Source organism: Streptomyces sp. AV19 (assembly GCF_015999245.1).
Lineage (GTDB): Bacteria > Actinomycetota > Actinomycetes > Streptomycetales > Streptomycetaceae > Streptomyces.
This window is the reverse complement of the sequence record NZ_JAEAMR010000003.1, coordinates 624,090-650,046: the sequence shown is the minus strand read 5'-3', so window position 1 is coordinate 650,046 and position 25,957 is coordinate 624,090. Positions and strand designations below refer to the sequence as shown.

The following is a 25,957-nucleotide window of genomic DNA, read 5'->3' as shown; positions in this document are numbered from 1 at the left end:
CTTTCGCCGTGCGGCTCCGCCGCGTGGGCGCGACCGGCCACGACGGCGCCGCAGCCGGCCGGCGACCCATCGCGGCACTTCCAGCGGAGCGCTCAACGCGGCGCGGCGGCGTTCCGGGGGGACACGGTGGAGGGGCGGGGCAGGGGCTCGTTCCCGCCGCGGGGCGCCCGCAGCAGGACGACCACCGTCACCCCCACCAGCGCCATGATCACGGCGATGGCCGAGGACACCGTGTGCCAGGCGCCGGTGAACTCCCCGGCCAGGTACGCGTGGTCCGCGCCGTCCAGATGTCCGGACGCCACCCGCCCGGCCAGTTCGGAGGACCCCAGCCGTGCCTGGAGGAGGCTCAGCAGACCCGCTCCCAGCGCGGCGATCATCATCGCCTGCCCGCCGCCCCGCACAGTGTTGAGGAATCCGGCGGCCGTGCCCTCGCGCCCGGGGGCCACGGAGTTCATCGCCTGACCGTCGATGATCCCGTTCGCCAGTCCCGTGCCGATGCCGATCGTCAGCAGCGGCCCGGCCAGCCGGACGAGGCCCGCGCCCGGCTCCAGGACGGTCAGCCAGGCGTTGCCCGCCGCCACCAGCCCCATCGCCACGGCGATCACCGCGCGGGCGGGCACGCCGCGGTTCACCAGGCGCGCGCCGATCAGCGGCAGGAAGAGGACCGGAGCGGTCAGCAGCAGCATCGTCGTCCCCGCCTCGCCCGAGGAGACGCCGTCGACGCCCTGGAAGTACGTCGGCAGGTACGTCAGCGTCCCGGCGAAGCCGACGGCACCGGTCAGGCCGGCCAGCGTCCAGGCCAGGTAGCGGCGGTCGCGCACCAGGGCCAGGTCGAGGACCGGGCCGGCCGAGCGGCGCTGGAGGGCGACGAAGGCCGCCAGCAGGAGGGCACCGCCGCCGAAGGCGGCCAGCACCAGGGGGTGGGACCAGCCGTTCTGCGGCCCCTGGGTGACCCCGGTCATCAGCAGGGCCAGCGCGGCGATGAACATCGTGGCCCCGACGACGTCGATGCGCTTCCGGGCCGCGGCCCGCGACTCGGCGACGAACAGCGTGCCGGTCAGCAGCACCGCGCCCACCGCGGCGAACACCAGGAACGCGGCCCGCCACCCGAGCGCGCCCACCAGCGCGCCGGACAGCGTCGGCCCGGCCGCGAGGCCGATGCCGCCCACCGTGCCCAGGGCGGCGAACGCCCGGGTGCGCGCGGCCCCTTCGAACCCGCCGGCCAGCAGCGCCCCGCCGCCGGCCATCACCCCGGCCGCCCCGAGCCCCGCGACGATCCGGGCCGCGTCCAGCAGCAGCACGTCGCTCGCCGTCGCGCTCAGCGCGAGCCCGGCGGTGAAGAGGACGGCCCCGATGCGGTAGACGCGGCGCCGGCCGAAGGCGTCGGCCAGGGATCCGGCGACCAGCATGAAGCTGGAGGCCGAGAGGAAGTACCCGGTGATCACCCATTGCAGGGGCGCGCCCGAGGCGCCGAGGTCGGCGCCGATGTCCGGGAGCGCCACCGTGGTGCCGGACATCGACATCGCGAGGGTGAGCATCCCGAGGAGGACGAGCCCGAGTGTGGCGGCCGGGCGGGGGCGGGTGCGGGGAGGAGCGGTCTCGTTCATGGCAGCGACGCTAGGGACGGCACCCTCTCCCCCACATCTGTCGGACGACCTGGTCGGTGACCGGTCGTCCCCGGCCGCGAACCCGGTAGTCCTACAGATGTGCCGGTGCCGGGCGCACCTCTAGCGTCGTTGACGTCAGCCCGGCCGGCTCCCACCGGCCTCAACCGGCCTCCACCGGCTCTCATCAGCTCTCATCAGCTCCGAAGCTCTCATCAGCTCCGAAGAACGGCCCCACCGGCCCCACCGGCTCCGCAGCACGAAGGACTCTCCATGAACACCACTCCCCTCCGCCTCGCCGTCATCGTCGGTTCCACCCGTGAGGGCCGCTTCGGCCCGGTCGTGGCCGACTGGTTCGCCGAACGCTCCCGGGTCCACGCCGGGATGGAGATCGACGTCATCGACCTCGCGGAGGTGGACATTCCGCTCGTCCTGTCCGGCGAGCCGAACGCGGGGGTCGCCACGATCACGCCGCGGCTGGCCGCCGCCGACGCCTTCGTGGTGGTCACCCCCGAGTACAACCACTCGTACCCGGCCTCGCTGAAGGCCGCTATCGACTGGCACTTCACGCAGTGGCAGGGCAAGCCGGTCGGCTTCGTCTCGTACGGCGGGATCAGCGGGGGGCTGCGCGCCGTCGAGCACCTGCGCCAGGTCTTCGCCGAGCTGCACACCGTCACCGTCCGGGAGACGGTCAGCTTCCCCATGGCCTGGGAGAAGTTCGACGAGGACGGGAAGCCGCTCGACGGGACCGCGGCGAACGGCGCCGCCAAGCGCCTGCTCGACCAGCTCCTCTGGTGGGGCCACGCCCTGCGCGACGCCCGCGAGAAGATTCCGTACGCGGCCTGACGCCCGCCACCGCCCCCGCGCTGACCAGCGGTTACCGTGAGGCCATGCTCCATGGACGCACCCGCGAGACCGCCGCGCTCGACCAGCTCCTCACCGCCGCCCGCAACGGACGCGGCGGGACGCTGGTCCTCCGCGGCGAGGCCGGCATCGGCAAGTCCGTACTGCTCGACCACGCCGCCCGGGCCGCCGAGGAGGCCGGGATGCGGGTGCTGCGCGGCACGGGCATCGAAGCGGAAGGTGAACTTCCGTTCGCGGGACTGCATCTGATGCTCTCGCCGGCACTGGACCGTGTCGATTCCCTTCCCGAGGCGCAGGCCGGGGCGTTGCGCTCGGCGTTCGGCCTGGCCCCGGCCGCCGGCGGGAACGACCGCTTCCTGGCCGGGCTCGCCGTGCTCACCCTCCTCGACAAACTCGCCGAGGAACGGCCCCTGTTGTGCCTGGTGGACGACGCCCACTGGCTGGACCGGGAGTCGGCGAACGCCCTGCTGTTCGCCGCCCGCCGGCTGAACGCCGAGCCGGTCGCCGTCGTCTTCGCGGCGCGCGACGACCACGCCTCGGCGTTCCCGTCCCCCGGCCTCCCGGAACTGCGGCTGGCCGGGCTCGACTTGGACGCCGCCACCGCGCTGCTGGAGGAACACGCCGCCGGCCTGCCCCGGCACGCCCGCGACGTGGTCCTCAAGGAGGCCGCGGGCAACCCGCTGGCCCTGTGCGAACTGCCCACGGCCCAGCGGGAGGAGGAACGGTACACCTCTCCGTACGGCATCACGGCCCTGCCCCCGCACAGCAGGCTGCTGCGGGCCTTCTCCGCGAGCGTCGCCGCGCTGCCCGAGCCCACCCGCGCCCTCCTGCTGGTCGCCGCGGCGGCCGGGGCGGCGAGCCTCGACACCGTCCTGGCGGCCGCCGAGCGCTTCGGCGCGACCCTGGACGACCTCGAACCCGCCGAGCAGGCACGGCTGCTGGGCATCCGCGACGGCGCCCTCTCCTTCCGGCATCCCCTGGTGCGGACCGCCGTCTACCAGGGCGGCACGGCCGGCCGTCGGCTCGCCGTGCACCGGGCGCTGGCCGACGTCCTCGACGGCCGGCCGGACGGGGCCGACCAGCGGGCCTGGCACCTCGCCGCCGCCGGGACCGGGACCGATCCGCTGGCCGCCGGGCTGCTGGAGGAGAGCGCCGAACGCGCCCGCGCGCGCGGCAGTTCGAGCGCCGTCGCCACGGCGTACGAGCGGGCGGCCGCGCTGACCCCCGACGACGCCGGGCGCGGCCGCCGGCTGACCGCGGCCGCGCGGGCCGCCGCCGACGCGGGGCGGCTGGAGCACGCGGAGGAGCTGGCGGCGCGGGCCGCGACCCTGACGGACGGGGACGCCGACCCGGCCGCGCTCGCCGCGGCCGTGCTGGTCCGGGCCGAGGCCGCCGACGAACAGGGCCGCTCCCGCGACGCGTACGCCCTGCTCGCCGAGACCGCCGAACGGCTGCTCGCCGGACCGGCCCCGGACACCGCGGGCCCCCTCCTCCTGCGGGCCGCGCACGCCGCCTGGCACGCCGGTGACCAGGCCGCGCTCGACGCCACCTCGGCCCGGGCCGCCGAGCTGCGGCTGCCCGGGGCGGGCCGGGTCGCCGCGCTCGCCCTGCTCGCGGCCGGGCAGCACCGGTGCGACGGGGCCGCCCCGGCCGACGGGGCCCGCGCCGTCCGCGAACTCATCGGCGCCGCCGGGGAGTCGGCGGCCGACGTGCGCGAGGCCGTGCAACTGGGCTGGTGGCACCTCTTCCACGGCGACCTGACGGCCGCCCGCGACCTGGCCGCGTCGCTGGAGCGGCAGTGCCGGGAGCAGGGCGCCATCGGTGTCCTGGGACTGGTCCAGATGCTCCTCGCCCGCACCCAGCTGCTGCTCGGCCTGCACCGCGAGGCGCTGGCCACCGCGACCGACGGGCTGCGCACCGCCGAGGACACCGGCCAGGCCCGCGTCCGCGTCCACCTGGCCACCGTGCTCGCCCAGCTCGCCGCGGTCCGGGGCGACGAGGAGGGCTGCCGCGAGCTGACCGCCGAGGCGCTCGCCCGGGGCATCGCCCCCGGCACCGTGCACGCCGCCGGGGCGCTCAGCCTCCTCGACCTGGGGCTCGGACGGCACGGAGTGGCGCTCGACCGGCTCGAGGCCGTCGCCGCCGCCCCCGACCGGCAGGGGGTCATCGGCGCCCTCCCCGACCTCGTCGAGGCGGCCGTGCGGCACGGCAGGCCCGAGGCGGGCCGCTCCGCGCTCGACTGGTACGAGCAGCACATCTCGGCCCACAGCCGCCGTCCCCACGCCGAGGCCGTCGCCCTGCGCTGCCGGGCCCTGCTCACCCGGGACGCCGAGACGGCGGAGGCGCTGTACGCGCAGGCGGTCCGCCGCCACCACGAGGGCGCCGGCTCGGCCTTCGAACGGGCCCGCACCGAGTTGCTGCACGGCGAGCACCTGCGGCGGATGCGCCGCACCGGGGACGCGCGGGCGCGCCTGCGGTCGGCGCTGGAGACCTTCGAACGGCTCGGGGCCGCGCCCTGGGCCGAGCGGGCCCGCGCGGAGCTGCGGGCGGGCGGCGAGAGCCTGGTCGCGTCCGGCGTGCACACGGCCGGCCCGCTCGACCGGCTCACCCCGCAGGAACTGCAGGTCGCGACGCTGGCGGCGCAGGGCCTCAGCAACCGCGACATCGGCGCGCGCCTCTTCATCAGCCCCAGGACGGCCGGGTACCACCTGTCGAACGTCTACCCGAAGCTGGGCATCACGTCGCGGAGGGAGCTGGGCGGGGTGGGGCTGTAGAGGGCGGGTGGGGTGGGTGTTGTCTGGACGTCGTCTGGGTGTTGCCTGGATGCCTGGGCGTCGGATGTCTGGGCATCGGATGTCTGGGCATCGGATGTCTGGATGCCTGGACGTCGGATATCTGGATGTCGTCCCGGGCGCGAAATTCAGCCCGTCTGGGGGGCCGCCTGAGAGGCCCCTCGGGGGGCCGCCTCGGGGGCGAAGGCGGATGTGGTCGAGGGGCCGAGCCGGGCTACGGGGGCCGGGGACGGGGCCTGAACGCGGTTGAGGAGCGCAGCCGGGTTGCGGGGGGCGGGTGCCGAGCCCGCGAGCGGGGGCCGGGGGCGGAGTTGCTTTGCGGGTCCAGGGGGGCGAAGCCCCGAACGGGGTTCAGGGGGCAGAGCCCCCGGTGGGGGCGCAGGGGACGAAGCCCCCGCTCACCCGCGCGGGGCTCGGGGCGCGGGGCCCGGGTCCGGGTCCGGGGCTTGCCCCGGAAGAAACGGTGAAAGGGCGGGGCCGGGGCAATCCCCCTCGCCACCCGACAAGCCAGTTATAGGATGACTGGGCAACCGGGCACCCGAGACACCAGGAGGCGCAGCCCCCATGGCACTGCGAGCCGCAGGACGGCAGTCCCTCGTGGACACCGTCGTCGACCAGCTCCGCACCCAGGTCGCCGCAGGCGAATGGCGCGTGGGCGAGCGCATCCCCACCGAGCACGCCCTCGCGGAACAGCTCCAGGTCGGCCGCAACACCGTCCGCGAGGCAGTCCGCGTCCTCGTCCACGCGGGCATGCTCCGCTCCCGGCAGGGCGAGGGCACCTTCGTCGTCTCCACCGCCGACCCGGCCGAGATCATGCGCGGCGTGCAGCGCGCCGGCGTCCGCGACGTCCTCGAACTGCGGATCGCGCTCGAGGCGGAGGCCGCCCGGCTCGCCGCGACGCGCCACGAACCCGCCGACCTGAAGCGGATGCGCGACGCACTGGAGGCGCAGACCGCCTTCGAGGACCTCGAGGGACAGCCCGACTCCGGGAACCTGGAGCTCTACGCCGACCACGACGTCGAGTTCCACAAGGCCGTCGTGGAGGCCGCCCACAACACGGCCCTGACCGCGACCTACAGCTGGTTCAGCAGCTCCGTGCGCGAGGCCCTGCTCACCGCGCTCGGCGACCGGGACATGCCGCGCATCATCCACGGCGACCACCACGCCCTCATGGAGGCGATCGCCTCCGGCGATCCGGACGCGGCCGCCCGGGCCGCCCGGGCCCTGCTCGAACGCCCCAAGCAGGCGGTCGAGTCACTGCTCGCCGAGAACTGACCCCACCCCGCCCGCACACCACGGGCACGCACGCACCACCGGAAAGGCACCCGCATGTCCGAAACGAGGCCCGAGACACCCCCCATATCCGAGACGCCCCTGTCCGGGACGACCCGCCTCGCCGCCGAGGAACCCCCTTCGGCCGCGCCGGCCCCCGCGGGCGTCCGTGCCCTGCGCGCCCACCCGGCGCTGGTCCTCGCCGGCATCATCCTCGCCTCGCTCAACATGCGGGCCGCGCTCTCCGGCGTCTCCCCGCTCGTCGGCGAGATCAACGACCACTTCGGCCTCGACTCGACCGCCAGCAGCCTGGTCACCACGATCCCGCTCGTCTTCATGGGCCTCGGCTCGATCGCCGCGCCCCGGCTCGCCCGGCGCCTGGGCACCGAGACGGTGCTGTGCTCCGCGCTCGTCCTGCTCTGCGGCGGCATCCTGCTGCGCGTCGCACCGCCGGTGGTCACGCTGTTCGTCGGCGGAGCCCTGGTCGGCACCGCGATCGCCCTGCTCAACGTCCTGATGCCGGGGCTGATCAAGCGCGACTTCCCGGAGCGGGCGGCGAGCATGACCGCCCTCTACTCGACCGCCATGATCATGGGCGCCACCGTCTCGGCCGCCTGCGCCGTGCCGCTGGAGAAGGCCCTCGGCGGCTGGCGGGGCTCGCTCGCCTCCTGGTCGTTGCTGGCCGCCGTCGCGGTGGTCGTGTGGATCCCCCAGGCCCTGCTCGCCCGGCGCGGAGGTCACCACGCCGCGGCCCCGGCGGCCCGGCAGCCCGCGGCCGACGCCCCCAATCTGCTGCGCTCCGGGCTCGCCTGGCAGGTCACCCTGCTCATGGGCACGCAGTCACTGGTCGCCTACGTGTGCATCGCCTGGATGCCGACGATCTTCACCGACAACGGCATGGACAAGAGCACCGCGGGCCTCGTCTACGCCTTCTACACGCTGGTGCAGATGGCCGGTTCGTTCGTCGTGCCCATGCTCGCGGGCCGTATGCGCGACCAGCGGCCGCTGGCCGTCGGCGTCGTCGTCCTCATGGCCGCCGGTACGACCGGGCTGCTGCTCGCCCCCGTCGCCGGGGCCTGGGTGTGGGCCACGATGATGGGCGTCGCCCAGGGCGGCACGCTGGGTCTCGCGCTGACGCTGATGGTGCTGCGCACCCGTGACGCGCACACCGCCGCCCGCCTCTCGGGCATGGCCCAGACCTGGGGCTATCTGCTCGCCTCGGCCGGCCCGTTCGTGGTCGGCGCGGTCCACCAGGCCACCGGTGGCTGGTCGTTGCCGATCTGGATCCTCCTTCTGGCCTGTCTCGTCCTGGTGTTCCTGGGGCTCGGCGCCGGGCGCGACCGGAAGGTCTGAGGCCGGACGCCCCGCCACCGCACGCCACCGCACGCCCCGCCGTCTTGCCGGGGAGGAGGGCTCCGGCCTCCGGATCACTCCTCCCCGGCGAGCGTGAGCCTGCGCAGCCTCTCCCCCGCGTACCAGGCGGCACCCACCGTGACGACCGCCAACAGGCCCAGGCCCAACGGCAGTCCCACGTCCGAGGTGATCGCCCCCGGCGCCCCGATCCGCTCGGCGAGCGACAGCGCCCACTGCTGCACGCTGAGCGTCCGGGCCCCGGGTATCAGGCTGCCGAACAGCGACTCCCAGACCAGGGCGTAGATCAGCCCCGCGACGACCGCGTGCCGGGTGACCGTACCGAGCAGCAGGAAGACGGCGCTGTAGGCGACGGAGGCGGCCGCCGCCGCGACCGCGTAGGCCACGGCTATCTGCTGGCTGTTGCCGTTGAGCAGCAGTCCTGCCAGCAGCGTGGGAACGGCCGAGAAGACGACGGTGACCCCGGTCGCGACGATCAGCTTGGTGAGGACGATCGTCGGCCGCCTGACCGGCTTGGCGAGCAGATAGACGACCGAGCCGTCGTCGATCTCGGGCCCTATCGCGCCCGTACCGGCGATGACGCCGATCAGCGGCACCATGGTGGCGAGCGCGAAGCCGCCCAGCACCTTGGTGGCCGTCTCGTCGTCGGGCCCCGTCAGCAGGCGGATGGCGACCGCGATGACCAGCAGCAGGGCCGGGAGGGCGAAAAGGACGGCCGCGCGGCGGCGGCCGAGGAGCCCCCGGTAGGTCAGCCGGGCCACCGTCGGGTGGTAGATGCGGTTCATGGGATCCGGTGCCTCCGTTCAGGCCGCGACGAGGTAGGAGAAGACCGATTCCAGGGACTCGTCGGAGGGCGAGACCGTCAGGAGCCGGATGCCGTGGGCCCGGGCCACGGCCGGCAACAGGGTGGTGAACCGGGCGAAATCCACGGCCTGGACGCGCAGGGCGCCTTCCTGGACGTCCACCTCGATGCCCGACGTCGAGGGGTCGGAGATCAGGGCCGCGGCCAGGGCCCGGTCGTCGCTGGAGCGGACCAGATAGCGGTGCGGGCGGTTGGTCATCAGCCGGCGGATCTTGCGGAAGTCGCCGGAGGCGGCGTGCCGTCCGGCCACCACGACCTCGATGTGGGCCGCGAGCTGCTCGACCTCCTCCAGGATGTGCGAGGAGAACAGCACCGTGCGCCCGTCGGACCCCATCTGCCGCAGCAGATCCATCAGTTGCATCCGCTGACGGGGGTCCATGCCGTTGAACGGCTCGTCGAGGAGGAGCACCGAGGGGTCGTGGACGAGGGCGGAGGCCATCTTCACCCGCTGCCGCATGCCCTTGCTGTAGGTGGCGATCCTGCGGTCCTGCGCGTACTCCATCTCGACCGTGGCCAGGGCGCGTTGCGCCGCCGAGGCGGGCAGCCCGTGCAGCTCGGCGTTGGCCCGGACGAACTCCAGGCCGGTGAGGAAGTCGTACATCGCCTCGCGCTCGGGGACGACGCCGATGTGGCGGTAGATCTCCTCGTTCCCCCGGATCACCGTCCCGTCGAGGGTGACCGAGCCGCTGGAGGGGGCCAGGAAGCCGCCCATCATGTTGATGAGGGTGGATTTTCCGGCGCCGTTGGGACCGAGCAGCCCCGTGACGCCGGGCCCGATGGTCATGGAGACGTCGTTGACGGCGACGACGTTGCCGAACCAGCGGGAGACGTTGTCGATGCGGATCGCGGTCACAGCCCGGCCTTTCGGTAGCGGGCCATCAGCAGGCCGTAGGAGCCGGCGACGGCGCCGAGGACGACCAGGAGGTAGAGCGCCCCGGCCCCGGCGCCCGGCCCGTGGCCGCCGGGGAAGGCGGAGGTGGCCGAGAGGAAGGCCGTCTGGACCCCGTCGATCAGGGTGACCGGCGAGAACAGACCGAGCCAGGCGATGACGTCGGTGTTGTCGCGGGCGAGGGCGATGCTCTGGACCGTGCTGACGGCACCGTAGGAGATGGTCAGCACCGCGATGACGGCGGCGACCCCGAATCCGCGGCGCGGCGTCAGGGAGGCGACCACCAGGCCGATGCCGGCGAAGAAGAGGGACAGCAGAGCCACGGAGACCAGTCCTTGGGCGAAGGCTTTCGTCTGGGCCGCGAAGCCCATCTTGGCCAGCAGCGCGCCGGCGTAGAGGATCAGCAGGGGCGCGCCGGTCAGCACGAACAGCGCCGAGGCCAGCGCGGCGAACTTGGCCACCACGTAGTCGACGCGCTCGATCGGCCGCGAGAAGTACAGCGGAACGGTCCGGAAGCGCAGGTCGCGGGAGACCGACTGGGGTGCCTGGGCGGCCAGGAAGAGACCGATGACCGCCTGGAGCAGGATCGCGTAACGCGTGTACTCGACGGGCAGCCGGTCCATCTTCGTGGTGACGGCGACGGCGACGATGATCGCTGCCGGCACGCACATCACGGCGAACAGCGTCATCGGCAGCACCTTGGACTTCGCCGAGCGGCCCAGGCCGTAGGCGCCGCGCAGGCTCTGCGAGTACAGCGCGCGGCGGGCGTACCCGCGGCCCAGGCGGGGACCCGGGTAATCCCGGTAACCGATGTTGTGGATCACGCCCTGCGCGGGCGCGGCGGTCGTCTCAGGCGGCATCGGAACTGCCCCATTTCTGCGCGCTGTTGTCGGGCGAGGAGCCGGGGGCGCGGAAGACTTCGGCGATGCGGTGCCGGCGCGGCTCCATGCGCACCAGCCCCAGGCCCAGCCCGGCCACCGCGTCCCGCACGACGTCGTAGGTCTCGTCACCGACGACGTCGACGAGCAGCACGGACCCGGCGCCGGCCGCGGCGTACTCCCCGTCGCCCGCGGCCGGCTGCACGGTGAGCCCCGCGGAGGCGAGCGCCGCGTGCAGCGCGGCCGTCCCGTCGGGGTGGGTGTCGGTGTCCGTGACCTCGACCGCCAGCGAGCCGGTGGCCTGGGTGAAGTCGCTGGTGGCGGAGGAACGCAGCAGCCTGCCGTCGTCGATCACGACGACGTGGTCGCAGGTGCGCTCCAGCTCGCCGAGCAGGTGCGAGGTGACCAGCACCGAGATGCCGAAGTCGGTGTGGACGCGGCGGATCAGGGCCAGCATCTCGTCGCGGCCGACGGGGTCGAGGCCGTTGGTCGGCTCGTCCAGCAGGACCAGGCGCGGGTCGTGGACGAGGGCCTGGGCCAGCTTGACCCGCTGCTTCATGCCCGTGGAGTAGCCGCCCATCGGGCGGTAGCGCTCCTCGTAGAGGCCCACATGGCGCAGGGTGTCGGCGGTGCGCTCCCGGGCGGCGGTCAGCGGCAGACCGGACATCCGCGCCATGTGCACGACGAACTCCGTGGCCGACACGTCGGGCGGCAGGCAGTCGTGCTCCGGCATGTAGCCGACACGCTCGCGGATGGCCGCGCCCTGGGTCGCGACGTCCAGGCCGAGCACCTCGGCACGGCCCTCGGTGGCCGGGGAGAGCCCCAGCAGGATCTTGATCAACGTGGACTTGCCCGCACCGTTGGCGCCCACCAGCCCGGTCACTCCGGGAGTGATGTCAACGGAGAGCCGGTCCAGAGCGGTCACCCGGGGGTACCGCTTGCTGAGGCTTTCGGTGGCGATCACAGTCACGTCTTCGACGGTAGTGGCGCGGGCCACGGGAAACGTCAGCCCCGATGAGGGCTTGCGCGTAGTCCTCGGGTCTGACCCACCCGTAGGGGACGGGGCCGGAAGGACGAAGGCGGGTGCCCGGACCGGACGTCCCACCCCTTGACGCGGCCCTCGCACATTGTCACATTCATCAGTGGCAACTTCCCTGCGGTGGACAGGTGGTTGGGCATGGACAGTGTCCTGCGTGGATTCCGGAGCGTGCAACGTCTGGCCTACGACTGCGCCGAGGCCGTCGCCGCACAGCTCCACCCGGGTGCGACCGAACGCGACGCTGCCCGGATGCAGCGGCAGTGGCTGCGCCAGCGCGGGGTCCGCGACTGGTTCCACCTGCCCTTCGCCTGGTTCGGGGACCGGACCGCCTTCACCTGCTTCCGCGTGCCCACGCAGTTCTTCCCGACCGGGCGCCGACTGGAGCCGGGGATGCCCTTCATCCTGGACCTGGCCCCGGTGCACCGGGGGTTCACCGCCGACGTCGGCTACTCGGGCTGCCTCGGCCCGAACCCCCTGCACACCCGGCTGCTCGACGACCTGGGTGACCACCGCGACCTGGTCCTCCGCGAGGTGCGCGAGAGGCGTCCGCTGCGCGAGATCTACGAGGACGTGGACCGCCTCATGACACGCCAGGGATACGTGAACCGTCATCGCGCCTATCCCTTCGGAGTGATCGCGCACAAGGTCGGCCGGGTCGCGGAGCGCCGCTGGTCACCGCACCTCTTCGGGTTCGGCACCCAGGCACTCAAGGGACTGGCCTCCGATCTGGTCCACGGCCACCGGGAGGGCTGGTCCCCGCTGTGGAGCCCGCACCGCCGCTCCGACCACCCGCCCAGGCCGGGGCTGTGGGCGGTCGAACCGCACCTCGGCTTCCGGGGCATCGGCGCCAAGTTCGAGGAGCTCCTCGTGGTGACCGACTCCCGCGACCCCGAGGAGAGCGCGTTCTGGCTCGACGACGACCTGCCGCACGTGCGGCGCGGAGAGGGGAGAACCGGACGATGACCGCCTTCGGCAACGGGCTCGAGGGGGCCCGGGAGCGCTGGGTGCGCTCGGGGGAGATCGAGCTGTGCGTCGCCGAACTGGGCGACCCGGCCGACCCCACGGTCGTGCTGGTGCACGGCTACCCCGACAGCAAGGAGATGTGGTCCGAGGTCGCCGCCGGACTGCGGGACCGCTTCCACGTCGTGCTCTACGACGTGCGCGGCTGCGGCCGCTCCACCGCACCCCGGCCGCTGCGCGGCGGTTTCACCCTGGAGAAGCTCACCGGGGACTTCCTCGCCGTCGTCGACACCCTGAGCCCGGACGCCCCCGTGCACCTGGTCGGCCACGACTGGGGGTCGGTGCAGGGCTGGGAATTCGTCACCACCGACCGCGCCCGGGGCCGCATCGCCTCCTTCACCTCCGTCTCCGGCCCGTCGCTGGACCACTTCGGGCACTGGCTCAAGGAACGCGCCGCCCGTCCCACCCCGCGGCGGGCCGCCCAGCTCCTGGGACAGGGCGCCAAGTCCTGGTACGTGTACGCCCTGCACACGCCGTTCCTTCCGGAGGCGGCCTGGCGGGGGCCGCTGGGGAAGCGCTGGCCGGCCGTGCTGGAGCGGTTCGAGAAGGTGCCCCGGGGCCCCTACCCCACCGCCTCGCTCCCCTCGGACGCGGCGCACGGCGCCTGGCTCTATCGCGACAACGTCCGCTCCAGGCTGGGCCGTCCGCGGCCGGACGCCTACGCGCACGCCCCGGTACAGCTGATCACTCCGACCGACGACGCGTTCCTGTCCGAGCGGCTCTACGACGGCCTGGAGCGCTGGGCCCCCGGCCTGGTGCGGCGCAGCATCCGGGCCGGCCACTGGGTGCCGCGCACCCGTCCGGGCCAACTTGCCGAGTGGATCGCCGCGTTCGCCGCCGCGCACCAGGAGGGCGGGCCCGCCCCGGCGCGCCACGGCGTCCGGCGGGACCGGTACGCCGAGCGATTCGCGGGCCGCCTGGTGCTGGTGACGGGGGCGGCGAGCGGCATCGGCCGGGCGATCGCCTTCGCGTTCGCCGAGGCCGGAGCGCGCATCGTGGCCGTCGATGTGGACGCGGAGGGGGCCGGGCGGACGGCCGAACTGGCACGGCTGACCGGGGCGCCCGAGGCGTGGGCCGAATGCGCCGACGTCTCGGACGAGCGGGCCATGGAGAAGCTCGCGGCCCGCACCGCCGCCGAGTACGGAGTGGTGGACATCCTGGTCAACAACGCGGGCATCGGGGTCGCCGGACCGTTCTTGGACACCCCATCGGATGCCTGGCGCAAGGTCCTGGACGTCAACCTGTGGGGGGTCATCCACGGCTGCCGGATCTTCGGCCGGCAGATGGCCGAACGCGGGGAGGGCGGCCACATCGTCAACACCGCCTCCGCCGCCGCGTTCCAGCCCTCCCGCGCCCTCTCGGCCTACAGCACGTCCAAGGCGGCGGTGCTGATGCTGAGCGAGTGCCTGCGGGCCGAACTCGCAGGCCAGGGCATAGGAGTCACCGCGGTCTGCCCCGGTCTCGTGACCACGGGCATCACGGCCGCCACCCTCTTCACGGGCGTCCCGGAAGAGGAGCAACGCCGGCTGCGCGAGCGGACCACCCGGTTCTACGGACGCCGGAACTACCCGCCGGAGCGGGTCGCCGACGCCGTCCTCAGGGCGGTGCACGAGGACCGGGCCGTCGTCCCGGTGACGCCGGAAGCCCACGGCATGCGCCTCGCCGCGCGCTTCGCCCCCCGCCTCCGGCGGGCCGTCGCCCGGATCGAACCCCGGCTCTGACCGCTCCGGCCGTGACCACGGCGGGACGGGCGCCCGCCGACCCTTCGCAGGAGGAACCCCCGCATGACCGACGGCTACCGCATCGCGCCCCGGCGCGTGAACTTCGACTGGCGCGAGACGCCACTGCACTGGATACCGGGCGAACCGACCGCCACCCATGTCATCAACGTCCTGCACCTGCTGCTGCCCGCCGGGGAGCGGTGGTTCGTCAAGGTCTTCAAGGAGGCCCTGCCGCTGGTGCGGAACGAGGCGCTGCTCAAGGACGTCAAGGGCTTCATGGGCCAGGAGGCCACGCACAGCGTCCAGCACTCCTATGTGCTCGAGCACCTGGCCCACCAGGGCCTGGACACCGCGGCCTACACCCGCCACGTGGACTTCCTCTTCGACGTGCTGCTGGGCGAGCGGCCCCCGTTCGGCCTGCGCGTCTCCGACCGGACCTGGCTGCGGTTCCGGTTGTCGGTGGTGGCGGCGACGGAGCAGTTCACCGCGGTGCTGGGTGACTGGGTACTGCGTGCCGACGCCCTCGACCGGACCGATCCTGACCCGGTGATGCTGGACCTGCTGCGCTGGCACGGCGCGGAGGAGGTCGAACACCGCGCGGTCGCCTTCGACATGTACCAGCACTGCGGCGGAGACGAACCCCGGCGCTACGCCCGCCGCCTGCTGGGCATGGCGATCACCGCTCCGGTGCTGACGTACCTGTGGGCGGCGGGCGCGTCCTACCTCATCCGTCACGACCCCCGGCTCGCCGGCCGGCTGCGCTACACCCTGGGCCACCACAAGAAGGCTGTCGACAAGGGGCTGTTGCCCACCTGGCGCGAGCTGGGAGCGGCGATCCCCCGCTACCTCCGGCGCTCGTACCATCCTTCGCAGGAGGGCTCGTTGAGCAGGGCCGTCAGCTACCTGGCGGCCTCTCCCGCGGCCCGGGGAACGGAGAGCCGGGAGCATGACGGGGGCGCGGCCGCCTCGTAGACCGTCCCGGTGGTGATGGGTGAGGAGCGACGCGTGACCGAACAGCCGGGGTACCGGATCGAGGACCTGGCCCACCACAGCGGTGCCACGGTGCGCACCATCCGCGCCTACCTGGACCGGGGCCTGCTCCCCAAGCCGGAGCGCCGGGGCCGGGCCAACGTCTACCGGGACACCCACCTGGCACGCCTCCGGCAGATCGGCGGCCTGCTCGACCGCGGCTACACCCTGGCCAGCATCAAGGAGCTGCTGGACGCCTGGGACACCGGCCGGGGACTCGGCGGAGTCCTCGGCCTGGTCGCCGAGGTGGACGGGCCCTGGAGCGACGAACGCCCCACGCGCGTCAGCCGTGCCGAACTGGCCGAGACGTTCGGCGGACCGGACGACAGCGCGCTGGAGGAGGCCGTGGAACTGGGCGTCCTCGAACGGCTGCCGGACGCCCCGGACGCCTTCCTGGCCCCCAGCCCCCAGCTGCTGGACGTCGCGTCCGAACTGCACGCGGCAGGCGTCCCGTTGAATGCCGTCTCCGCGCACCTGCGGGAGCTGCGCGCCCAGGTCGAACACATCGCCGGGCGCTTCCTCGACTTCACCACCGAACATGTCTTCCGCCCCTATCTCGATCATCTGCCGAGCGACGAGGTGGCCGCTCAGGCCGCTGCTCTGGTGCGCAAACTTCGCCCGCTCGCCCGGCAGACCGTGGACGCCGAACTCGCCCGGGCCATGCGGAGCGTGGCTGTCCGCCACCTCCGTAGCCACCTTGCCGATGTCTCCGCTGCAGGAGCCGCAGGAGCCGTAGAAGCCGCAGATGCTGTGGGAGCCGCCGGTTCCGATGGCGATCCGGAAGGCCTCCGGAGCACCGGCGAGTCCAGCGGGCCCGGTTCTCCGGCCGCCCCCGACGACGGCTGGGCCGAGGTCCGCCTGCCCTCCGCCACCGTCCGGGAGGTCCGCGCTCTGGCGGGCCCCGGCGACCAGGACGTGAGCGCGTTCATCGCGGCCGCCGCGGAACGCGAGGTCCGGGCCCGCACCATGGACGCCCTCGCCTCCCGGCGCCGACAACGGCAGCGGTCGGCAAGCCAGTTGCCGTGAAAGCCGTAGGGCACGCGCTGCGGCAGGTGGATGGTGGCGACCGGGGGCGCGGCCAGGTCGTCCGCGTCGAGGATCACCAGGTCGCTGGTGTCGCTCGCGGCATCGTGGACGTAGGTGAGCAGCCACCCGGGACCGCCGGGCCGGTCGTCGGCCGGCGCGAACGACGCCTCCGCCGGAGTACGACCCGGGCCGAATATGTGACGGGCCACGGAGCCCGTCCGCAGGTCGTAGCGGAGCAACGCGCCGGCGGGGACCGGTGAGGAAGGGCTGTCGGCGACGGTGACATGACCGTACCGAGCGACCCGGCCGGCGAGCCGGTCGTCAATGCGCGGGAACTCGCACCGCTCGTCGTCGAGTTGCTCCTCCCTGACCGTCCCCCTCGTCAGGTCGAGCGTCCACCGCCAGAGCGAGCCGTGGGCCGGTCCGAGGGCGGGGGCCGCGAAGTGCGGGTAGCGGATGACATGCAGGACGATCCGCTCGCCGTCGGCGTCGCTCTCGTCATGGGCGTTGAGCGCGTGGAAGACATAGCAAGGGTCGATCGGCAGCCGGCGCACCTTGCCGTGGGGGTCGTCCCGGCGCAGCACGCCGAGTCTCGCCCCGTAACCGTCGTCCCAGGCGTAGGGCATGCCGCCGCCAGGTCTGCGGGCCCGCTCCGCGTCGAAGACCACGGGCAGGTCCATGAAGACGATGTGATCGGTGGTGAGGTGGAAGTCGTGCATCATCGTGTGCGCGGGGACGTCCACCGGTCGGCTGACGTCCAACTCACCGTCCGCGGTGGCCCGGTGGTAGGTGAGGAAGGGGGCCTTCATCCCGCCGTACCCGAAGAAGTGCAGCTCCCCCGTGACGGGACAGGTCTTGGGGTGGGCCGTCATCGGGGTGAGCAGCCGCCCGCCGAAGTCATGGACTCCGACGGTCTCCAGCTCGCGCCCCGGGCTGCAGTCCATCTCGTAGGGGTAGGACGACTCCACCAGGGCGAGCGTCCGCCCCGCGTGCCGCACCACATGGGTGTTGGCGACGCCGGCCGTGAGGTCGACTCCGCCCCGGCCGTCGTGGATCCGGGCGCCGCGGGTGAAGGTCGAGGTACGCACCCAGCGGTTGCGGTAGGAGGTGGCGCGGCCGCCCTCCAGGCGCACTCCGTGGATCATGCCGTCGCCGTAGAACCAGTGACCGGCGGCCGCGTCCTGCGGATTGGGGCCGTTGCGCAGGTACCAGCCGCTGAGCTCGGGCGGGATCGCCCCGGTGACGGGGAGGTCGTGGGCGGTCAGCTCTTCGGTGACCGGCGCGAAGTTGCCGGCGAGATGGGCGGGGGCGGTTGTCATGGCGCACTCCTTCGTTGGGCGCCCGGGAGAGCTTGGGCGCTCGGGAGACCGGGGAGGAGGTCCGGGCGCGATCTGCCCGGGCGAGGCGTCACCGCACGGCGTGGGCGGCCTGGCGGGCGCGGACCTTCTTGAGGTACTGGCCGGTGAACAGCATCGGGAGGACGAAGCCGGCTATCTGGCACAGGACAGGGATCCCGCCGCCGACCCCGGCCGCGTGGACAGCGGCTACGCCGCCGGCGGTCACGGTGAAGGCAGTGGCCCAGGCGCTGGTGAGCACGGTGTTGATCCGGCGGAAGAGGGGCGTCTCCCACACGGCGGGCGGGGCCTGCCGCTTGGCGATGCCGGTGGTGAACGGACGTCGGACGGCCACGGTGCCCCAGGCGGTGACGGCCAGCCACGCCAGGGAGAGGGCGCCGGAGTACTCCGCGAGCGGGCCGCGCGGGAAGGCGAAGGCCAGACCGGTCAGGACGGCGAAGAAGAGGGCCCCGCTGCCCTCCAGGACCAGAGCCTCGGCCCGCGTACCGGAGCGGAGCTCCTTGGCCAGCACCCCCACGCCGACGGCCAGGCCGGCCACCGCGCCCCACTGCAAGCTGTAGGAGGACACGACCGCGAAGGCGATCCAAGCGATGAAGCCGCGCAGGTAGTCCATGGAAATCTCCTCAGCCGACGGTCGGTTCCGGTCGGCCGTTGCACCGACATTCCAGGTTTGACACGTCGAACTTAGAACGTCCAGCCTTGACGTGTCAATAGTGGAAGGTAAGGTGGAGGGCATGAGCCTGAGACACGCGATGCTGGGGCTGCTGGCCGACCGCCCCGCCAGCGGCTACGACCTGATGCGGACGTTCGAGACCTCCCTCGCCAACGTCTGGCCTGCGACGCAGAGCCAGGTCTACGGCGAGCTGGCGAAGCTGACGAAGGACGGCCTGCTGGAGGCCGCCTCCGAGGGCCCGCGGGGCCGCAAGGAGTACGCGATCACCGACAGCGGCCTGGACGAGCTGCGCCGCTGGATGGTGGAGGACGAGCCGCGCAGGGTCCGCAGCGACGCCCTGCTGAGGGTCTTCTTCCTCGACCGGCTCACCCCGGTCGAGGCCGTCGCCTACCTCCACGGCGAGGCCGAGCGCGCGGCCCGCCAGCACCAGGGCCTCAAGGAGCTGGAGCAGAAGGTCGAATGGGACGACGATCCGCTGTCGGTCAACGGACGCCTCACCCTCGAGTACGGCCTGCGCTTCACCGCCATGCGGGAGGAGTGGGCTCGCTGGGCCGCCGAGGAGTATCGGCGGGCCCGCGGGAGAGCGGCCCGCGAGGGGGCGCCGGACGGCGCGCCCTCGACCGGCGGAACCATAGGGCCGGCCGCCCCGGGGACGCCGGTTAGGCAGAGGGCCCGGTAGTCGCCGGAGACCGGGAGACCGGGAGACCGAGGCCGGAGACCGGGAGAGACCGGGAGCCCGGAAAGGAGCGTGCCGGGCGGAAGGAGCGAGCCGCAGCGGGCGGCCCGCTTCACAGCCCCGGCGCGCCCCACACGGGGAACCAGCGGCTCAGATCCCCCTCGATCCGCAGATCGTCCTCCAGCAACGCCCGCACCTGGATCTCCAGTTCGTGGTCGCGCCGCTCCCCTTCGCCCCGGACCGGGGCGAAGGGATAGAACGTGCCGCGCTTGTAGAGGTAGACGAGGCCCAGCGACCGCTGCCGGGCATCGTGGAAGCTCATCAGCGAGCACAGCAGCTGGGGTCCGAACCCGCCCTCCTGAAGGAGCGTGTTGACCGCATGGAGATCGTTCACCAGGGCCGCCGTGTCCTCCGGAGCCTGCCGTGCGAGCAGCCAGGTGTAGCCGTAGGCGTCCCGGCTGAACTCCACGGGCACCCCACCGCGCCCGGTGTCCGCGTCCAGCAGCTCCCGCACGTCCTGCCGCACTCCGTCGAAGGCCTCGCCCTCCACGCTGGCGAAGCACACCGAGCCCAGCCCGGTCGGGTCCAGCCCGGCGGCGGCCTTGAGGGTGACGGCAGCGGAGGGCAGGGCGAACAGCTGGTCCAGGTCCGGGCGGACCGGCTTGGTGCGCCCGAGGATGACGTCCAGGAATCCCACGGCTGCACAGCTCCTTCCAGCGTCCTTCGCCGGCCCGGCGCCCGCTGCCGACGCCCGGCGGCGCTGCGGCCCCGCCGACGGTCCCGCCGACAGCCGGGCCCTACGGCCCTTCCGGCGGCCGTCCGGCGTCGCGGCGCCCGGTGGCGCCTCCTGGTGTCTGCCCGCCTCCCGTCCCGCCCTCCCGCGGGCGCCCGCCATCTCATGCGTTTGCCGCCCGGCCGGGTCCCCCGTGACCACGCGGCCCGCGTCCCCTCAGGCCTGCCCCAGCCGTACCGAGATCCTGGCGAGCTGGTCCAGCCGCTGTTCCAGCGTCGGGTGCGAGGCCAGCAGCCCGCTCAGGCTCTCCTTGGAGAAGGCGGGGGCGAACCAGAAAGCGTTGAACGGCTCGGCCTGCCGCAGGTCCCGGGTCGGGATCCGGGCCATCTCCCCGGTGACCTTGGTGAGGGCCGACGCCAGCGCCGACGGCCGGCCCGTCAGCAGCGCGGCCGCCCGGTCGGCCGACAGCTCCCGGTAGCGGGACAGCAGCCGCGTCAGCAGGAAGCTGATGACGTACACCACGGCGCTGACCAGCGGGACCACCACCATCAGCAGGGCGGTGTTGGTATCCCGCCCGCCGACCCGGCGCAGCCCGCCCCACAGCCCGATCCGGGTGATGATCCCGGCCAGCACCCCGAGGAACGACGCGATGGTCATCACCGCCACGTCCCGGTGCGCCACGTGCGAGAGCTCGTGCGCCAGCACGCCCTCCAGCTCCTCCGGCTCCAGCCGGCGCAGCAGCCCCGTCGTCGCGCAGACCAGCGCGTTGTCCCGGTTGCGCCCGGTGGCGAAGGCGTTCGGCACGTCGGTGTCGGAGATCGCCACCCGCGGCTTGGGCATGTCCGCCAGCGCGCACAGCCGGTCCACCGCGCCGTGCAACTCCGGCGCCTCCCGCTCCGTGACCTCGCGCGCGCCCATGGCGTAGGCCGCGATGCGGTCGCTGAACCAGAACTGTGCGACGAACACGCCGCCCGCCAGCAGCAGCACGATCGGCCAGGCCCCACGCAGCAGCACGATCAGCGCGCCGACGAACACCACGTAGAGCAGCCCGATGAAGAACATCGTGGTGACCATGCGGGTGGTCAGCCCGCGGTCGGGGGTGAAACGGGTCTCTCGCACGGTGACCTCCCAGACTCCGCGGAGGCATGGGCACGCCCGGAAGGGCTCCCTGCCCCCGATTCTCCCTCGCCGGGGGCCTTCCCGTACTTCACCGTAGGCTCGGGGCATGACCTCGCCCCATCGCCTGAGCACCGTGATCCTCCCCGTCCGCCGCTGGCACGAGGGCGGCCGCGACCAGTGGCTGCGCGCCGAGGAGCTCGGTTTCCACACCGCGTACACCTACGACCACCTCTCCTGGCGCAGCTTCCGGGACGGCCCCTGGTTCGGCGCCGTCCCCACCCTGACCGCCGCGGCCACGGCGACCTCCCGGATGCGTCTGGGCACCCTGGTCACCTCGCCGAACTTCCGGCACCCGGTCACCCTCGCCAAGGAGCTCATCTCGCTGGACGACGTCTCCGGCGGCCGCGTCACCCTGGGCATAGGCGCGGGCGGGTCCGGCTTCGACGCGACGGCGCTGGGGCAGGAGCCGTGGTCGCCCCGGGAACGCGCCGACCGCTTCGCGGAGTTCGTCCCGCTGCTCGACCGGCTGCTGACCGAGGACGCCGTCAGTCACCGGGGCACGTTCTACTCGGCGGACGAGGCCCGCACCGTCCCCGGCTGCGTCCAGCGGCCGCGGCTGCCCTTCGCCGTCGCCGCCACCGGCCCGCGCGGACTTCGGCTGGCGGCGCGCCACGGCCAGGCGTGGGTGACCACGGGCGATCCCAAGATCTTCGGGACCGGCACCCCGGAGGAGTCCCGCGCGGCCCTCCGCGGACAGCTGGGCAAGCTGGCCGCGGCCTGCGACGAGGCCGGCCGGGACGTGGCGGAGCTGGACAAGATCCTGCTCACCGGCTTCACGCCCGACCGCGGGCGCCCGCTGGAGTCCCTGGAGGCGTTCGTCGACTTCGCGGGCGAGCACTTCGCCCTGGGCTTCACGGAGATCGTCGTCCACTGGCCCATTCCGGACTCCGACTTCGCCGCCGACCAGCGGATCTTCGAACAGATCGCCACCGAGGCGCTCGACAAGCTGGGGCGCTGAGGACCGTCCCTCCGGTACTGAGGACCGTCCATCCGGGGAAGAGCCCCGCGCGCAGAGCATCCTCACGCCCCACCCGGCGCGTGGCTCGAAAGTGCGCTCGACCGCGCACCCATGCGCCCCGCCGCACCGCGTGGCCGAGAATGGGACCGTGACTTCAGCTACCGAGCAGCCCGAGACCCCGGCCGGCCGTCGGAGACCGCCGATACCCCGGCTGATCGCCACCGACCTCGACGGCACCCTGCTGCGGGACGACAAAACGGTCTCGGACCGCACGGTCGCCGCGCTGGCCGCCGCCGAGGACGCCGGCATCGAGGTCTTCTTCGTCACCGGCCGCCCGACCCGCTGGATGGACGTGGCCAGCGCCCACGTCCACGGCCACGGGCTGGCGATCTGCGCGAACGGTGCCGCCGTCGTGGACCTGCGCGACGGCGGCCGGTTCGTCGAGGTCCGGCCGCTGGAGCGGACCGACGCCCTGGCCGTCGTCCACATGGTGCGCACCGCCGTCCCCGGCTCGACGTTCGCCGTCGAGCGCACCACGGGCTTCCACTACGAGCCGCAGTACCCGCCCTTCATGCTCAGCGACGACGCGGTCGTGGCCACCGCCGAGGAGTTCCTCGCCGAGGACGCCCGCGCGTACGACGGCACCCCCTGCGGCCCCGTCCTCAAGCTGCTCGCCCACCACCCCGGGCTCGCCCCCGACGACTTCCTCGCCCGCGCCCGCGCGGCGGCCGGCGCCCACGGTTCGTTCACCCGCTCCAGCCCGACCGCGCTGCTGGAGATCAGCGGCCCCGGAGTCAGCAAGGCCAGCACGCTGGCCCGGTACTGCGCCGAGCACGGCATCGTGCCCGAGGAGGTCGTGGCGTTCGGGGACATGCCCAACGACCTGGAGATGCTTCGCTGGGCCGGCACCTCGTACGCGATGGCCAACGCCCACCCCGACGTGCTGGCCGCCACCACGCACCGCACCGCGGGCAACAACGACGACGGCGTCGCGGAGGTCATCGAAAGGATTCTGCGCGGCCTTCACTGACGCATGGCCTTCACTGATGCGCGGCCTTCGCCGGCCAAGAGCCCACCCCGAGCCGGCCGGGAACCACCCCGAGCAGCCCCCGTGGCGGCTGACCTCACAGGCCCACACCGCGCCGGCCCAGCCATTCCACCGGATCGACGGAGGACCCGAACTCCGGGCTCATGCGGACCTCGAAGTGCAGGTGGGGCCCGGTGGAGTTGCCCGTGGTCCCGGAGAGGCCGATCCACTCCCCGGGCCGCACCCGGCTCCCCGGGGACACGAACGCCGCCGCCAGGTGCGCGTACTGCGAGTACCAGCCGCCCGGGTGCCGGACCACCAGGCTGATGCCGAACGCCCCGCCGCAGCCCGCGTCGACCACGGTGCCGGGCCCCACCGAGCGCACCGGAGTGCCGGTGGGGACCGCGAAGTCCTGCCCGGTGTGCGTGCCGGACCAGTTCGCGCCGGAGCCGCCGTATCCGGCCGAGAGGCGGTACGAGAGCACCGGCCGCGTCCAGCCGTGCCCGTCCGGGTCCCCCTCCGGGCGCGCGTCCTCGTCCGCCTCCAGGGCCTCGCGGTCCACCGGGGCGCACCGTCCGCCGCCCACCGCGGCCGCCGCCATCCCGTCGAGCTGCTCGCGCGCCGCCGCCAGCCGCCCGGCGGCCCCGCCCAGGGTCTTCCGCAGCATCGCCGCGTCCCGGTCCAGCGCCCGCCAGGAGGACGCGGTCGCCCGTTCCTCCAGCTCCAGGGCCCGGCCGCGGTCGGCCTCGTCGCTCAGCCTGCGGGCCAGCCGTTCCCGGCGGCCGGCGTCGGTCTCCTGGAGGGCCAGCAGCTCGAACGGGTCGTCCGAGAAGCGCAGGCTGTCGCGGGCCGTGAACCCGCCGGTGCGGTACTGCGCCCGCGCGGCCGCCCCCGCGTCCTCGCGCAGCACCGACGAGACGAACCGCTGCCCGCTGAGCCGCTGGGCCAGCCGTTCGGCCTCCGCCCTGCGCTCCCGCGCGGCCGGCAGGGCCCTCTCGTAGCGCTCCCTGACCAGCGCCTCCTCCCGGGCGAGGCGGTAGACGTCGGCCCCGGCGCGGGCGAGCCGGTCCGGTGCCCGCACCGCGGTCGAGGGCCCGGGGGCGAGCACCGGGGACATCACGGCGCACAGGGCGCAGAAGGCGCCGGCCGCGCGCCGGTGGGACCGGCACGGGCGCGCCCGGCGAAAACGGTGGGCACGAGGGGAACGCAGTCGCCGCATGGACGCGATCGTGTCGCGGACCGCGGGGGCGCGCTCCCGCAGAGGACCGTTCGGAGGACGCGCCCCGGAGCAGTCCTAGAGCGGCGCCTCCCACACCACCCTCGTCCCGCGCCCGTCCAGCCCCGGACCGTACGCACTGGAGCCGCCCAGCGACTCGGCCCGCTTGGCGAGGTTCCGCAGGCCGCTGCGCCGGCCGCCCTCCGGGATGCCGACGCCGTCGTCCGCGACGGTGAGCCGGACCGCCTCCCTGCCGTCCGGCAGACGCGCCGTCGCGTCGACGACGACCTCGATCCGCGAGGCCCGCGCGTGCCGGAAGGCGTTGGACAGCGCCTCCCGCAGCGCCGCGACCAGGTTCTTCCCGGTGCGCTCGCCGACCTTGGCGTCGACCGCCCCGACGAACGCCGCCGACGGCTGGAAGCCCAGCGGCACGGCCGCCGTGCCGATCTCCCGCAGGACGCGGGTCCGCAGCCCGGCGGGGGCCTCGGCGGGGCCCTGCTGGAGGGCGAAGATCGCCGTGCGGATCTCCTGGATGGTCACGTCCAGTTCGTCCACGGCCTGTCCGACCCTGGTCCGCACGTCCGGCACGACCGCCTTGCGCTGCGCGCTCTCCAGCAGCAGCCCGGTCGCGAACAGCCGCTGGATGACGAGGTCGTGGAGGTCGCGGGCGATGCGGTCGCGGTCCTCGTAGACGGCGAGCCGCTCGCGGTCGCGCTGTGCCTCGGCCAGCACGAGCGCGAGCGCGGCCTGGGCGGCGAACTGGCCCGCCAGGGTGCGTTCGGCGGCCGTGTACGGACGGGCGCCCCGGTCGCGGGGGATGGCCAGCGTGCCCAGCACCCGTCCGCCGCTCCTGAGCGGCAGCAGCATGCTCGGTCCGAAGCGCGGGGCCACGTCCGTGATCATGCGGGGGTCGGTGGCCGAGTCCTCGACGAACACCGGCTCGCCCGCGAGGAGCCGGTCGACGACCGGGCTGTGCGGCGGTATCACCGTCCCCAGGAGCCCCGCGGGGTCGTCGGCGGAGACGGCCACCATCTCCAGCCCGCCCTCGGCGTCGGGCAGCAGCACGATCCCGGCGGCCGAGTCCGCGAGCCTGCGCGCCTGTTCGGCGACGACGGACAGCGCGTCCTCGGCGTCGCTGCCGGACAGCAGCGCCGTGGTGACCGCCACCGAGCCGTCGATCCAGCGCATGCGCTGGCGGCCCTGCTCGTACACCCGGGCGTTGCCGATCGCGATGCCCGCCTCGGTGGCCAGGATCTTCACCATGTGCAGGTCGGCGACGCCGAACTCGCCGCCGCCGCGCTTCCCGGTCAGGTAGAGGTTGCCGAAGATCTCGCCCTCCACGCGGATGGGAACGGCCAGGAAGTCACCGGGAGCACCGGCGGGCGCGCTGCGGCTCAGCAGGGCGCCCAGCAGCTCACTGCTGCCGGCGTGCGCTCCGAGGCGCCGGTGCTCCTCCTCGGCGAAGCCGTAGGTGACGAAGTCGGCGAGCCCTTCGCCGGCGGGATCGGCGGCCTCCGTGACGGCGATGGCGGCGTACCGCGCGTCGGCGAGCTCGGCGGCGGTGCCGGCGATCCGGTCGAGCGTGCTGTGCAGTTCGAGTCCGGTGCCGACCGACCGCATGGCCTCCAGCAGTTGGGGGATCCGCGCGGTCAGCTCGGTCGACATGCCCTGGAGGCTCCGGGTGGCCTCCGTGGCGGCGGCCAGCGGGTCCAGCGGCCCCCCGGGCAGGGTGGCGTCCCGGGGGGCGGAGGGTTCTTCCGTGGGGGGCATACC

At 73.8% G+C, this 25,957-nt stretch carries 21 protein-coding genes and 1 pseudogene; 11 read left to right on the top strand and 11 right to left on the bottom strand.

Annotation, left to right across the window (positions count from 1 at the left end):
- Positions 1 to 92: 92 nt before the first annotated feature.
- Complete coding sequence (locus I5Q34_RS02985; RefSeq protein ID WP_199890478.1) at positions 93 to 1,607, bottom strand: MFS transporter; 1,515 nt, start codon at positions 1,605 to 1,607, stop codon at positions 93 to 95.
- Between the two features lie 270 nt (positions 1,608 to 1,877).
- On the opposite strand from I5Q34_RS02985, the gene I5Q34_RS02980 reads away from it, so the two are divergent.
- The 4 genes from I5Q34_RS02980 to I5Q34_RS02965 all read left to right on the top strand — a co-directional run bounded on the left by I5Q34_RS02980 (position 1,878) and on the right by I5Q34_RS02965 (position 7,885).
- Entirely contained in the window at positions 1,878 to 2,450 is a 573-nt protein-coding gene (locus I5Q34_RS02980) for an NADPH-dependent FMN reductase (protein WP_199890477.1), read from the top strand.
- 44 nt (positions 2,451 to 2,494) lie between these two features.
- Positions 2,495 to 5,242, top strand: coding sequence for a helix-turn-helix transcriptional regulator (locus I5Q34_RS02975; protein ID WP_199890476.1), 2,748 nt, complete (start codon positions 2,495 to 2,497; stop codon positions 5,240 to 5,242).
- Between the two features lie 582 nt (positions 5,243 to 5,824).
- Positions 5,825 to 6,535, top strand: a complete 711-nt coding sequence (locus I5Q34_RS02970; RefSeq protein WP_199890475.1) for a FadR/GntR family transcriptional regulator — start codon at positions 5,825 to 5,827, stop codon at positions 6,533 to 6,535.
- Positions 6,536 to 6,589: 54 nt separating this feature from the next.
- A complete protein-coding gene (locus I5Q34_RS02965) occupies positions 6,590 to 7,885 on the top strand; it encodes an MFS transporter (protein WP_199890474.1) in 1,296 nt (431 codons plus the stop codon).
- Between the two features lie 74 nt (positions 7,886 to 7,959).
- Here the strand turns inward: I5Q34_RS02965 and I5Q34_RS02960 are convergent, their stop codons facing one another.
- Genes I5Q34_RS02960 through I5Q34_RS02945 form a run of 4 tightly spaced genes read right to left on the bottom strand, consistent with a single transcriptional unit; the run spans position 7,960 to position 11,529 of the window.
- Positions 7,960 to 8,679 carry an ABC transporter permease subunit gene (locus I5Q34_RS02960; protein WP_199890827.1) on the bottom strand — a complete coding sequence of 240 codons (720 nt, stop codon included), beginning with the start codon at positions 8,677 to 8,679 and terminating at the stop codon, positions 7,960 to 7,962.
- Positions 8,680 to 8,706: 27 nt separating this feature from the next.
- Positions 8,707 to 9,618 (bottom strand): ABC transporter ATP-binding protein, encoded by a 912-nt coding sequence (locus tag I5Q34_RS02955; protein ID WP_199890473.1) that lies wholly within the window; start codon positions 9,616 to 9,618, stop codon positions 8,707 to 8,709.
- Positions 9,615 to 10,514, bottom strand: coding sequence for an ABC transporter permease (locus tag I5Q34_RS02950; RefSeq protein WP_199890472.1), 900 nt, complete (start codon positions 10,512 to 10,514; stop codon positions 9,615 to 9,617). The genes I5Q34_RS02955 and I5Q34_RS02950 overlap by 4 nt, the downstream gene beginning before the upstream one ends.
- On the bottom strand, positions 10,504 to 11,529 hold the full coding sequence (locus I5Q34_RS02945) for an ABC transporter ATP-binding protein (RefSeq protein WP_199890471.1): 1,026 nt from the start codon (positions 11,527 to 11,529) through the stop codon (positions 10,504 to 10,506). Before I5Q34_RS02945 ends, I5Q34_RS02950 begins: the two co-directional genes overlap by 11 nt.
- A gap of 180 nt (positions 11,530 to 11,709) precedes the next feature.
- On the opposite strand from I5Q34_RS02945, the gene I5Q34_RS02940 reads away from it, so the two are divergent.
- The 4 genes from I5Q34_RS02940 (at position 11,710) to I5Q34_RS02925 (ending at position 16,367) form a co-directional block, all read left to right on the top strand.
- Positions 11,710 to 12,534, top strand: a complete 825-nt coding sequence (locus I5Q34_RS02940) for a M24 family metallopeptidase (protein ID WP_199890470.1) — start codon at positions 11,710 to 11,712, stop codon at positions 12,532 to 12,534.
- Positions 12,531 to 14,312 carry an SDR family oxidoreductase gene (locus tag I5Q34_RS02935; protein WP_199890469.1) on the top strand — a complete coding sequence of 594 codons (1,782 nt, stop codon included), beginning with the start codon at positions 12,531 to 12,533 and terminating at the stop codon, positions 14,310 to 14,312. The genes I5Q34_RS02940 and I5Q34_RS02935 overlap by 4 nt, the downstream gene beginning before the upstream one ends.
- Positions 14,313 to 14,375: 63 nt before the next feature.
- Positions 14,376 to 15,284 (top strand): metal-dependent hydrolase, encoded by a 909-nt coding sequence (locus I5Q34_RS02930; RefSeq protein ID WP_199890468.1) that lies wholly within the window; start codon positions 14,376 to 14,378, stop codon positions 15,282 to 15,284.
- A 15-nt stretch (positions 15,285 to 15,299) separates the two neighbouring features.
- Complete coding sequence (locus I5Q34_RS02925; protein WP_234428373.1) at positions 15,300 to 16,367, top strand: MerR family transcriptional regulator; 1,068 nt, start codon at positions 15,300 to 15,302, stop codon at positions 16,365 to 16,367.
- On the opposite strand, the pseudogene I5Q34_RS02920 reads toward I5Q34_RS02925, so the two are convergent.
- Positions 16,346 to 17,686, bottom strand: a pseudogene (locus I5Q34_RS02920) (carotenoid oxygenase family protein); the annotation flags it as partial. The gene I5Q34_RS02925 and the pseudogene I5Q34_RS02920 overlap by 22 nt on opposite strands.
- A gap of 88 nt (positions 17,687 to 17,774) precedes the next feature.
- Positions 17,775 to 18,335, bottom strand: a complete 561-nt coding sequence (locus tag I5Q34_RS02915) for a hypothetical protein (RefSeq protein ID WP_199890466.1) — start codon at positions 18,333 to 18,335, stop codon at positions 17,775 to 17,777.
- Positions 18,336 to 18,456: 121 nt separating this feature from the next.
- Here I5Q34_RS02915 and I5Q34_RS02910 point away from each other — a divergent pair, with 121 nt between their 5' ends.
- Positions 18,457 to 19,074 carry a PadR family transcriptional regulator gene (locus tag I5Q34_RS02910; protein ID WP_199890465.1) on the top strand — a complete coding sequence of 206 codons (618 nt, stop codon included), beginning with the start codon at positions 18,457 to 18,459 and terminating at the stop codon, positions 19,072 to 19,074.
- Positions 19,075 to 19,183: 109 nt separating this feature from the next.
- Here the strand turns inward: I5Q34_RS02910 and I5Q34_RS02905 are convergent, their stop codons facing one another.
- Positions 19,184 to 19,768 (bottom strand): hypothetical protein, encoded by a 585-nt coding sequence (locus I5Q34_RS02905; RefSeq protein ID WP_199890464.1) that lies wholly within the window; start codon positions 19,766 to 19,768, stop codon positions 19,184 to 19,186.
- Positions 19,769 to 20,020: 252 nt separating this feature from the next.
- Positions 20,021 to 20,923, bottom strand: coding sequence for a zinc metalloprotease HtpX (htpX, locus tag I5Q34_RS02900; protein ID WP_199890463.1), 903 nt, complete (start codon positions 20,921 to 20,923; stop codon positions 20,021 to 20,023).
- Between the two features lie 106 nt (positions 20,924 to 21,029).
- Here htpX and I5Q34_RS02895 point away from each other — a divergent pair, with 106 nt between their 5' ends.
- Positions 21,030 to 21,941 carry an LLM class flavin-dependent oxidoreductase gene (locus I5Q34_RS02895; RefSeq protein WP_199890462.1) on the top strand — a complete coding sequence of 304 codons (912 nt, stop codon included), beginning with the start codon at positions 21,030 to 21,032 and terminating at the stop codon, positions 21,939 to 21,941.
- 148 nt (positions 21,942 to 22,089) lie between these two features.
- Positions 22,090 to 22,971, top strand: coding sequence for an HAD family hydrolase (locus tag I5Q34_RS02890; protein ID WP_199890461.1), 882 nt, complete (start codon positions 22,090 to 22,092; stop codon positions 22,969 to 22,971).
- A 94-nt stretch (positions 22,972 to 23,065) separates the two neighbouring features.
- On the opposite strand, the gene I5Q34_RS35705 is transcribed toward I5Q34_RS02890, so the two are convergent.
- Both I5Q34_RS35705 and I5Q34_RS02880 read right to left on the bottom strand, forming a co-directional pair.
- On the bottom strand, positions 23,066 to 24,187 hold the full coding sequence (locus I5Q34_RS35705) for a M23 family metallopeptidase (RefSeq protein ID WP_199890460.1): 1,122 nt from the start codon (positions 24,185 to 24,187) through the stop codon (positions 23,066 to 23,068).
- A gap of 75 nt (positions 24,188 to 24,262) precedes the next feature.
- Complete coding sequence (locus tag I5Q34_RS02880) at positions 24,263 to 25,954, bottom strand: GAF domain-containing protein (RefSeq protein WP_199890459.1); 1,692 nt, start codon at positions 25,952 to 25,954, stop codon at positions 24,263 to 24,265.
- Positions 25,955 to 25,957 lie beyond the last annotated feature (3 nt).